10 protein-coding genes and 1 pseudogene are annotated in these 10192 nt (G+C 62.3%); 8 read left to right on the top strand and 3 right to left on the bottom strand.

The annotated features are described in order from the left end of the window. From M0954_RS28005 to M0954_RS27995, 3 genes and pseudogenes are all read left to right on the top strand, one after another. Positions 1-286: pseudogene (locus tag M0954_RS28005) on the top strand (hypothetical protein); the annotation flags it as partial. 647 nt (positions 287-933) lie between these two features. After that, entirely contained in the window at positions 934-1899 is a 966-nt protein-coding gene (locus M0954_RS28000) for an outer membrane protein (RefSeq protein ID WP_122159625.1), read from the top strand. A gap of 78 nt (positions 1900-1977) precedes the next feature. Continuing rightward, positions 1978-2373: a hypothetical protein gene (locus M0954_RS27995; protein WP_297356742.1), complete on the top strand. Its 396-nt coding sequence runs from the start codon at positions 1978-1980 to the stop codon at positions 2371-2373. A 49-nt stretch (positions 2374-2422) separates the two neighbouring features. On the opposite strand, the gene M0954_RS27990 is transcribed toward M0954_RS27995, so the two are convergent. The 3 genes from M0954_RS27990 to M0954_RS27980 all read right to left on the bottom strand — a co-directional run bounded on the left by M0954_RS27990 (position 2423) and on the right by M0954_RS27980 (position 4463). After that, entirely contained in the window at positions 2423-2854 is a 432-nt protein-coding gene (locus tag M0954_RS27990; protein WP_297356746.1) for a CHRD domain-containing protein, read from the bottom strand. A gap of 143 nt (positions 2855-2997) precedes the next feature. Next, positions 2998-3918 (bottom strand): anti-sigma factor, encoded by a 921-nt coding sequence (locus tag M0954_RS27985; RefSeq protein WP_297356740.1) that lies wholly within the window; start codon positions 3916-3918, stop codon positions 2998-3000. Next, the gene (locus tag M0954_RS27980; protein ID WP_123387434.1) at positions 3915-4463 is read right to left on the bottom strand and encodes an RNA polymerase sigma factor; all 549 of its coding nucleotides are present in this window, start codon (positions 4461-4463) and stop codon (positions 3915-3917) included. The genes M0954_RS27985 and M0954_RS27980 overlap by 4 nt, the downstream gene beginning before the upstream one ends. 292 nt (positions 4464-4755) lie before the next feature. Here M0954_RS27980 and M0954_RS27975 point away from each other — a divergent pair, with 292 nt between their 5' ends. The 5 genes from M0954_RS27975 to M0954_RS27955 all read left to right on the top strand — a co-directional run. Continuing rightward, positions 4756-6294 (top strand): diguanylate cyclase, encoded by a 1539-nt coding sequence (locus M0954_RS27975; protein WP_297356738.1) that lies wholly within the window; start codon positions 4756-4758, stop codon positions 6292-6294. Between the two features lie 146 nt (positions 6295-6440). Beyond that, positions 6441-7193 (top strand): SDR family NAD(P)-dependent oxidoreductase, encoded by a 753-nt coding sequence (locus M0954_RS27970; RefSeq protein ID WP_297356736.1) that lies wholly within the window; start codon positions 6441-6443, stop codon positions 7191-7193. 204 nt (positions 7194-7397) lie between these two features. Next, a complete protein-coding gene (locus M0954_RS27965; RefSeq protein WP_297356734.1) occupies positions 7398-8720 on the top strand; it encodes an MFS transporter in 1323 nt (440 codons plus the stop codon). 72 nt (positions 8721-8792) lie between these two features. Further along, positions 8793-9971, top strand: coding sequence for an L-rhamnonate dehydratase (rhmD, locus tag M0954_RS27960; protein WP_122158898.1), 1179 nt, complete (start codon positions 8793-8795; stop codon positions 9969-9971). A 91-nt stretch (positions 9972-10062) separates the two neighbouring features. Continuing rightward, positions 10063-10192: SDR family NAD(P)-dependent oxidoreductase (locus M0954_RS27955; RefSeq protein WP_297356744.1), on the top strand; the 130-nt coding region annotated here is incomplete at its 3' end.

Genomic DNA, 10192 nt, shown 5'->3' with positions numbered 1-10192 from the left:
CCATGATCACCACGACGATGACCACGATCATCACGACGATGATCACCACGACGATGATCACCACCATCATCACGACGATGACTGGTACGTCGATCCGGTGGCGGTCGGCGTGGCAGTGGGTGTGACGACGGCGATCGTGGTCGGAACGACCGTCGCGGCTCTGCCGCCGAGTTGCAACAGCGTGATGGTCGCAGGCGTGTTGTATCAGCAATGCGGGCCGAACTGGTACCAGCCGCAATACGTGGGCCCAACGGTGCAATACGTGGTGGTCACAGCGCCCCGATAAACGGTAGGCTCGCGGGCCGGCAGCTGGACGGACCGACGCGCTGAAGCGGCGCGAACCCAAGCGTACGAGGCCGGCTCGGCACGCGAAATAACGAGCCTGAAAGGGCAAACGGGTACAGCGAAGCGGCGCGCCGGCTAGGTCCTGGCCGCGCGCTGCGGCGGTGCCTGCCCGCGTTCGCCGTTTTACAAGGACTGCAGATGGAAATAGACTTCGAGGCGCGGATTGCCCAGTTGCTTCTGCGAGCAGCGCGGCACAGGAAACTCGTTCCGTATGGCGCATTTCACGCGATCTTTCCTCCGAACTTATCGCTAAACCGTCGCTATGCCGCGTTGGAACACACGGCCGCGTCCCTCTGTGATTTGCAGCTTGCCGATTACGCGTCGCTTCTCTGTACTGATTCGGGTTTGCCGGGCCCCGACTTCTATGCCCGCTTCAGGCGCCTGCACGCCGAGCGCTATTACGCGGTGCTCGGTGCAGACCGAAACCGCAAGCTCAGACTCGTGGAAAAGCAGCGTTTTGCTCGTGAAGCGCGCGAGCAGGTGTACGGGCACGCTCGGGCCGCCAGAGAGGAATTATCCGCAGAGGCGCAAGGGGCGCTCGAGGTTGCTGCTGCGCGCACCTCGGCACGCCCGGTCCGCAACGCGGCGTTGGGTGTTGCGCTCGTCACAAGCGGATTGTTCGGCGCGCCCGCGGCCGATGCACAGGAGTTCTCGCTGTTCGGCGGTGGTTCCCGCGCCGGCAGTACGGATACCTACTCGTGGGCCTTCAATTACCAGGAGGGTCTCGGACAATACTTTGCAGCCAGCTTTAGCTGGCTGAACGAAGGCCATATTCCCGATCATCATCGTGACGGCCAGCTGGTTCAGCTCTGGGGCCGCATTCCCGTCGGCAATCCTAAGTTCGTCCTGCAGGCGGGTATCGGCCCGTATCGCTACTTCGACACGACCACGGCCGATCAGGGCGGCAGCTATTCCGACACCCACGGCTGGGGTGTGGTTTATAGCGTGCGTGCCGCGTATTACGCTTCGAGCCGCTGGATTACCCAGTTGCAGCTTAATCGCGTGCATGTGCTGCGCGGCCCGGATGCCACCAGCGTGATGTTCGGCGTAGGGTATCAACTCGATGCACCGGATACGCCAGGCCCGCGCGACCGGGCAGCCAGCAGCAACACCAACGTGACCAACAACGAAGTGGCTGTGTATCTGGGCAAGACCATCGTCAACTCGACAAGCTCGCCGTCTGCGCTGGGCGGCGCCATCGAGTACCGGCGCGGTCTTGCCAAATATCTCGATGTGACGCTCGGCTATCTGCACGAAGGCAGCAGCAAACTGGCGCGCCGCGACGGCATTACCAGTCAGCTATGGGCAACCCGCGCGTTCTTCAACGACAAGGTGACACTCGGCGTGGGCGCTGGCGCGTACTACGCGATCAACGAGAACGAGAACAGCGAATCACCTGGACCGGGGTCCGGGAAATTCTCCGGCCTCGTCACGATTGCAGGTTCATATCGTTTTACCAACAGCTGGGATGCGCGGCTTGAGTGGAACCGGGTGGTGACCCGTTATGACCGCGATACTGATGTGATATTTGCTGGCGCGGGCTATCGGTTCTGACGGCAGGTTGGAACACGAACTGAACCGGCAACGAGAGCGACGCAGGTTGCGCAGGTGTATTGCTGAAGGAGGTGCTCCATGGCCCATACAGGTTCCGTCATCGTCGTGTTGTGTCTCGCTGCGGGTGGCCTGTGTGCGGCCAGCGCTTACGCGGATGACAATGCAGTCACTGACCGGATTCAGTCCGCTGGCCGCGGAGCTCACCTCGGGCATGACCTGTGCGGCTTCACGGCTGCGCAAATCGCGAACTATAAGGCGAATCTGAAGCGCTCGCTTTCCGATCCGCCCAGCTTCGACACAGAATGGGACTATGGATGGCAGCGGGCCACGCCCACCTTGCTCCAGTATCAATCGCTGAAGGTGGGCGACCCGCAGGACTACGAATCGCGCGTGCGCCTCGTCTGCGCAACGCTGCGCAGAACCGGAAAACGGCCCCTAAAGACGCCTGACAATAGTGGCCAGACGAAGCCCTAGGTGTCCCGCAAAGCGATACAGCGCCCAAAGCTGCGACGCGGCGAATGCCTTACTTCACCTGTTCGACCTGACCACGAATCTCGCCGCCCGGATTCTTCGCGGTATGCACGTTGAAGTACCAGTTGCCGGCCAGCAGTTCGGTTTCCTGCGCAGCGGTTAGCGTAGCGTCGCCTTCAATCGGGCTGGCCAGTTTGTCCATCGGGATCGGAACGGCCACCGGCGCATTCTTGCCGGCAGGTGCCGGACCGTGGAAATGCGCCATGCTGGCCGGCCCGGTGAGGTCCGCGTAGGTGGCCTTGTAATGCAGCACTTTCGACGCAGTGTCGTAGGTTGCGGTCAATTCACCGTGTCCGTCGCTGGTCTTGGGCGGCACTTCGGTGGAGGCGAGCAGGTGGGCTTGCAGGTTGAGCGTGTCGGCAACGGCGAGCGCAGGTGCTGCGAGACTCAGAGAGAACACCAGTGCGGTAAGCGTTCGATTCATTTTCATGGACGTCTCTTGAAATGGACAGGATGTAACCTCCGACGCCGCGTGGCCTTGCGGCCATGCGGTGCGTCACCGGTTACTCCATTGAACGCTAGCTGTTTTCGACTTATTCCCTGCTGGGACGATTTTTTTTACCAGGCTCAGTTAGCTGCCAGCATCGAGACACCCGCATCGCCGAACAGCGTCTGCACGTCGTTATCGGAGATACGTTTGGCCAATGCGGACAAATTGGTCCCCTCGGGCTTGCCGATCAGTGCATAGCTCAAATCGGCGTGCCGCCAGGTCACGACGTTCATGCTCTCGACGCGTCGTTCTGCGATCGTGGAGTCAGGCCGCGCTTCCTTCATGACGCATAGTGCGATCGGCGCGCCTTGCTGCGGCAGATAGACGATCTGCACCAAGGGTTTGTCTTTAAAGCGCAGTCGTTGCACGCGCTTGAAGGTCAACCCCGCCTGACTCAGATCCGGAATCCGCACGTTCAGACCGTCCTGATGCTGGATTTCGTCGACGGTTTGCGCCGTGAGTTCGGTATTGACCGGCACCTGTACCACGGTCTCGCGCGAATAGAGCTGCTGATATCCCGCCGCCGCCGCGACCCAGCCCGGTTCTTCCGGATTGGCCGCCGCGAGCGTCGCAGTGGGATTGGTGTTCGGGTTAGTGCCGAAACCCGGCAGGAAGCGCGTTCCAATGCCGTAGCAGACCACCCCTGCAACAAAGGCGACCGCGAGCCATTGCGGCGCAATACGCAGTCGCGAACGGACGGGAGCCGAAGGCGGGGTGAAGGCGTCGCGCGCGACGGCGGCGTCGTTGGCGCCCGGTGTGGCGGTGCGTTGTGCATGGGCGCGCGCCATCGCGGCAACGGCTTCGGTCAGGCTGTCCGGCACCGGGGGCAGCTTTTGCTGGGCGAACGCTTGCGCATACGGCAACTGCGACGCGCGTAACTGCGCGACGAGTTCGGCGGTATCAGGCGACACAGCGATCTCCTTTTCGATCTCCTGGCATTCGTCCGCAGACAGTTCGCCGTCCACGTATGCCATCAACAAAACAGAGTCCATTTTCATGAGACCGGGTCCTTACTCGCGATTACCACTTTTGTTTTTTGATTGTCCCGAACCCCGAACAGCGTGCCGATGGTCTGGCGCGCGCGCGACAAGCGGCTCATGACGGTGCCGATCGGGACCTCGAGCACCTCCGCCGCTTCACTATAACTAAGCCCTTCGACGGCGACCAGCAGCATGACGACGCGCTGCGCCTCCGGCAACTGTCCAACCGCACTGACGATCTGGTTATTGATTGCATTTTCCTCCGGTGTGCGCGCCGCCGGATCGGCGACGGTTTCAAGCATATCGTCGTCCCACTCCGTGCTCGAGCGGTTGCGCCGGGTGCGGGCGCGCAACTCGTCGATCCAGGTGGAGTGCACGATCGAGAACATCCAGCTGAGGGCGGAAGTGCCGGGCTGTAACTGGTGCGCGCGTTCGAGCCCGCGCAGGCAGGCACGCTGCACCAGGTCTTCGGCATCGTGCCGGTCGCCTGAAATGCGCAGCGCGAACGACCACAGGCGCGGCAGCAGCTCCGGTAGCTGGCTGGGTAAATCTGAGCCGGTCATTGACAGGTTCCTTGCTAGGTGTTCGGTGTCTTTGGACGGATGGCTGGATTTTAGCGACAACCGGTGTTCTTCGCTCACATTGGCTGCGCAAGGCGAGCAAGGCGGGTCCGACCCGGGGACACGCGGATTTCCCGTTGCGACACGAAGCGGTTAAAGTTGAACTACTGCGGTCGAAGTACTGCGCTGCAACGCAGACGAGGTACGGCCGGCGCCCGGCAGGGCGACCGTCTGCCGGGAAAGGCGCGGCGGGCAAGCCGCGAACGCGCGCTCTACTCACGACGAAGGGGGACGAGTGAGGTATCGGAAGCTTTCCCTGCGTCGACGCTGGCGCAAAGCATTTCGCAAGTATGGAGCGCTGGTCGCGCAGAGTGTGGGCGGCCATCCGTTTCTCGCGGGTATCGCCGGCACGGTGGTAGCGACGGCCATGGCGAGCCTGACCTTTCTGACACTCTACGATGGCCGGGCCGACGCGCTGCGCCACGCCCACGAAACCTCGGAGAACCTGGTCTCGCTGATTTCCAGCGACCTCGCGCGCAATGTGGAGATCTACGACCTGTCGCTGCAGTCGATGGTCGACAACGCGCAGAACCCGGCCACCTGGCACCTGTCCCCTGCGCTGCGGCAAGCTGTGCTGTTCGATCGGGCGACCACCGCCGCTTACCTCGGCGGTGCCTATGTATTGGGCATAGATGGCCTTCCGCGCGCTTCCCAGAACAGCGACCGCAATCCAGTGGTGCCGCTCAGCGACCGTGACTATTTTGTCGTTCAACAGCGCAATCCGTCGGTGGGCCTGTTCGTATCGCATCCGTATCGCTCCCGGTGGCGCGGCGGCAATCCATCGATCGGGCTGACCCGGCGCATCAATGCACCGGACGGCAGTTTCGCGGGCGTTGCTATGCTCGCTATCCGGCTTGAATATTTTCAGCACTTGCTCGACAGGATCAACACCGGCACGTTCGGGTCGGTTTTTATCGTCCTCGACGATGGAACCCTGCTGGCCCGTAAGCCGTTTGTCGAAAGCGATGTCGGCACCAGCATCGCAAAGTCACCCACTTTCACAACCATGGCAGCGCGCGCGGAGGGGTCGTATATCGCGAGTTCGGCAGTTGACGGCGTACGGCGCATGTTCACCTATGCGCGTGTGCACAACACGCCGTTGATCGCCGTGGTGGCGCCGTCGCTTGACGACGTGCTTGCCGAATGGCGGCGGCGCAGCCTGATTGCCGGCGGCCTGACGCTTGCTCTGGGCGCGGTGTTTGTGGTGCTGTCGTGGTTGCTTGCATTTACCTTGCAGGACAAGGTCGCGGCGCAGGCGGAACTGATCAGGCTCGCAGCGACGGACCCGCTGACCGGTCTCAGCAACCGTCGCGTGCTGGACCGCCGGCTCGACGAAGAATGGTTGCGCGCGCGGCGTCATGGCAGCCCGATGTCGGTGCTGTTTGTCGACATCGATCATTTCAAGCAGTTTAACGATACCTACGGCCATGCCGCTGGCGACGAAGTGCTGACCGCGGTGGCCGAATGCATCGCGTCGGCGGTGCGGCGTCCGGTGGATCTGGTGGCACGCTATGGCGGCGAGGAGTTTGCCGTGGTGTTGCCGGATACCCCGGCGGAAGGGGCGACGAGTGTCGCGGAGAAGATCCGCAAAAAGGTCCAGGGCATGAGCCTGTTCTATGGGCAGAGCGGCCACAGCAGCGTGACGGTCAGCGTGGGCTGCGCCACCTGCGTGCCGGCTCAGGGGGCGAACGCTTCCGGATTGATGGCTGCGGCTGATGCGCAACTGTATGCGGCGAAGTCGGCAGGGCGGAATCGGGTGAGTGCGGAGGTTTGACCTTCGTGCACTCCCGATCCACTTTTGTTATCGCATCTTCCAATACTCGAATTGTTCCGGTATCAGCCACGCCGTATATTGGCTGACACCAACACAACCACACTGTGACCCGGGTACTACTGGGTGTCATAGGAGCGAGACAAGCGATGAACCGAATCGATCTGGAGGGGCGTACCGTCGTCATTACTGGCGGGGCGCGTGGAATTGGGTATGCAGTGGCGCAGCGCGCGCTAAAGTCAGGCGCTTCGGTGGCGCTGTGGGACGTCGACGCGGAGCGTCTCGAGCGCAGCCGGGGCGAACTGGCCGAACTCGGCAAGGTCTCGACGGCGATCGTCGAGTTGACCGACGAGGCTTCGGTGAACAAGGCGGTCAGCGAAACGCTTGCCGCCCACGGCACGATCGACGTGCTGATCAACTGTGCGGGCATCACCGGCGGTAATGGCACCACGTGGGAGCTGGAACCGGATGTCTGGCGCCGCGTGATCGACGTGAACCTGATCGGCCCGTATCTGACCTGCCGCGCTGTGGTACCGCAGATGCTCAAGCAGGGCTACGGCCGCATCGTCAATATCGCCTCGGTGGCCGGCAAGGACGGCAATCCGAACGCGTCGCACTACAGCGCCTCGAAGGCCGGCCTGATTGGCCTCACCAAATCGCTCGGCAAAGAACTGGCTACCAAAAACATCCTGGTCAACGCCGTCACGCCTGCGGCTGCCAAGACGGAAATCTTCGATTCGATGTCGCAGCAGCATATCGACTACATGCTCTCGAAGATCCCCATGAACCGCTTCCTGTTGCCCGAAGAGGCTGCCTCGCTGATCCTGTGGCTGTCGTCGGAAGACTGCGCGTTCAGCACCGGTGCGGTGTTCGATCTGTCGGGTGGGCGCGCGACTTACTGATGTTTAAGCAGTAAGTACGAGTGCTGCTTGCGCGTTGGCGTACGCGGCACAGTGGACGCGCACCGCAGCGCGTCCTGTAGGCGAGGCCGGCAGCATGCCGCCGACCAGCCGAGCCCGCGTAGACGGGGGCAGTGACACCGTTCGTTGGAGAGTGCCGCAGTCAATCTGCCACGTCCCATGAGCGGATCAGGAGTAGGAGACAACATGAATCCGAATTCGCCCGCATCCCTCGAGGCGATCAACAGCAAGGTCATGCGGCGTTTGTTGCCGTTTCTTTTGCTGATGTACGTGCTGGCTTTCCTCGATCGCGCCAATATCGGCTTCGCGCAAAAAGCGTTGCAGCACGATACGGGCTTGTCGAACGCTGCATTTGCGTTTGGCGCAGGGGTGTTCTTTATCGGCTATGCATTGTTCGAAGTGCCAAGCAATCTCCTGCTGCATCGGGTGGGCGCGCGTCTGTGGATGTGCCGCATCATGGTGACGTGGGGACTGGTGTCGGCTTCGATGTGTCTCGCGCACACGCCCACGGCGTTCTACACGATTCGTTTTCTGCTCGGCGTCGCGGAGGCCGGTTTCTTCCCGGGCGTCATCTATTACCTCACACACTGGTTTCCGCAATCGTCGCGGGCGCGTGCCGTCGGGGTGTTCTATTTCGGCGCGCCGCTCGCGTTTATCTTCGGCAGTCCGCTCTCGGGCCTGTTGCTCGAGTTGCATGGCACCGCGGGCCTGGCGGGCTGGCAATGGCTGTTTCTGATCGAAGGCGCGATGGCCGCGACTGTCGGCGTATGGGCGTTCTGGTATCTCGACAATCAACCCGAAGACGCGCGTTGGCTCGATAGCGCGCAACGTGCGACCTTGCGCGCCGCACTCGACGAAAACGCTCGCGATGCCTCCACGCACGGGCCTCGCAATCTCCTTGCCGCGCTGCTCGACCGGCGCGTGCTGGGGCTGTCGGGGATCTATCTGCTGATCCAGATGAGCGTCTACGGCGTGATCTTCTATCTGCCGCAACAGGTGGCCGCGCTTTTGGGCACGACGGTGGGCTTGCGCGTGGGCCTGGTTGCGGCGCTGCCGTGGCTGTGTGCGCTAGTCGTGACGTGGCTCGTGCCTCGCCGCGCTGACCGAACCGGCGGGCATCGCGCCTGGGCCGTTGCGCTGCTGGTGCTTGCCGGGCTCGGCATCGGTGCGTCGGGATTGACGCATAGCCCCTCGTTTGCGCTGCTTGCGTTGTGTTGCGCCGCCAGTGGTTTTATCGCCGCGCAGCCGCTGTTCTGGACTTTCCCCACGCGCTATCTGACCGGCGCGGCGGCGGCAGGCGGCATCGCTCTGATCAACTCGCTCGGCGGCCTGGGCGGCTTTATCGCGCCGTCGCTGCGCACCGCCGCGGAACACAACTTCGCTTCGACCTCGGCCGGCTTGCTGGTGCTCGGCGCGGCGAGTCTACTGGCGGCCCTGCTGATCGGCACGCTGTTTCGCCGGGACGGTGCGCAGACACCCCAACCGCTTACCCCATTGACACATCACTGACGCATCACCGAGACACCGCGCCCGCCAGGCATCGACGGCCGCGCTTACTGCACTACAAACGGAGCCTCTCTTATGGCCATGCCTACTATCAAGCACGTGCGTGCCTTTATCGTCCGTGGCGGCGGCGCGGATTATCACGACCAGCCGGACGGCCACTGGATCGACGATCACATCTCGACGCCGATGGCGCGTTATCCCGAGTATCGCCAGAGCCGCCAGTCGTTCGGCATCAACGTGCTGGGCACGCTGGTGGTCGAGATCGAAGCGAGCGACGGCACCGTCGGCTTTGCTGTGACGACAGGTGGCGAGATCGGCGCGTTTATCGTCGAGAAGCATCTGGCGCGTTTTCTCGAAGGCCAGCTTGTCACCGACATCGAGAAAATGTGGGATCAGATGTATTTCTCCACGCTCTACTATGGTCGTAAGGGCGTGGTGCTGAATACGATTTCGGGCGTCGATCTGGCCTTGTGGGATCTGCTCGCCAAAGTCCGCAAGGAACCGGTGTATCAACTGTTGGGCGGCCCGGTGCGCGATGAACTGGTGTTCTATGCAACCGGCGCGCGGCCCGATCTCGCGAAGGAGATGGGCTTTATCGGCGGCAAGCTGCCGTTGCAACACGGCCCGGCCGAGGGCGCGGAAGGACTCAAAAAGAATCTCGCGAAACTCGCTGACATGCGCTCGAAAGTCGGCGACGACTTCTGGCTGATGTTCGATTGCTGGATGAGTCTCGATGTGCCGTACGCCACCAAGCTTGCGCATGCGGCGCACGAGTACGGTCTGAAATGGCTCGAAGAATGCCTGCCGCCGGATGACTACTGGGGTTACGCCGAACTGCGCCGCAACGTTCCGCGCGGCATGATGATCTCGACGGGCGAACACGAGGCGACGCGCTGGGGCTTTCGCATGCTGCTGGAAATGGAATGCTGCGATCTGATCCAGCCGGACGTTGGCTGGTGTGGTGGCATCACCGAGCTCATCAAGATTTCCGCGCTCGCCGATGCGCATAACGTGATGGTGGTGCCGCACGGGTCGTCGGTGTACAGCTATCACTTCGTGGTGACTCGTCACAACTCGCCGTTCGCCGAGTTTCTGATGATGGCGCCGAAGGCCGATGAGGTGGTGCCGATGTTTACACCGCTGCTGCTCGACGAACCGGTGCCTGTGAATGGACGGATGAAGGTGCCGGATACACCGGGGTTTGGCGTGCGGCTCAATCCGGAATGCGCGTTGGTGCGGCCGTACCCGCGTTGAAATGCGCAAGGTGCACTCGGCACGTTGAACAGTGCGTCGAAACGTGCGTCAAAATCCGCACGGCGCAATCCGATCGATCAAGGAGAAAGAAGTGCTGCTCAAGGACAAGGTAGTGATCGTCACAGGCGGATCGCGCGGCATTGGCCGGGCCATCGCGGTGGCATGCGCACGCGAAGGCGCCGATGTGGCAATCAACTACTGGGGCGATAACGACGCGTCGT

The organism is Paraburkholderia sp. (genome assembly GCF_026225065.1).
Taxonomy (GTDB): domain Bacteria; phylum Pseudomonadota; class Gammaproteobacteria; order Burkholderiales; family Burkholderiaceae; genus Paraburkholderia.
The sequence above is the reverse complement of the archived record's forward strand: the minus strand, read 5'-3'. Positions and strand labels throughout refer to the sequence as shown.

Coding starts and splice junctions, on each gene's coding strand:
- M0954_RS27995 (WP_297356742.1), top strand. CDS start 1,978: ATGGCCCATACAGGTTCCGTCATCGTCGTGTTGTGTCTCGCTGCGGGT.
- M0954_RS27990 (WP_297356746.1), bottom strand. CDS start 2,854: ATGAATCGAACGCTTACCGCACTGGTGTTCTCTCTGAGTCTCGCAGCA.
- M0954_RS27985 (WP_297356740.1), bottom strand. CDS start 3,918: ATGAAAATGGACTCTGTTTTGTTGATGGCATACGTGGACGGCGAACTG.
- M0954_RS27980 (WP_123387434.1), bottom strand. CDS start 4,463: ATGACCGGCTCAGATTTACCCAGCCAGCTACCGGAGCTGCTGCCGCGC.
- M0954_RS27970 (WP_297356736.1), top strand. CDS start 6,441: ATGAACCGAATCGATCTGGAGGGGCGTACCGTCGTCATTACTGGCGGG.
- M0954_RS27965 (WP_297356734.1), top strand. CDS start 7,398: ATGAATCCGAATTCGCCCGCATCCCTCGAGGCGATCAACAGCAAGGTC.
- rhmD (WP_122158898.1), top strand. CDS start 8,793: ATGGCCATGCCTACTATCAAGCACGTGCGTGCCTTTATCGTCCGTGGC.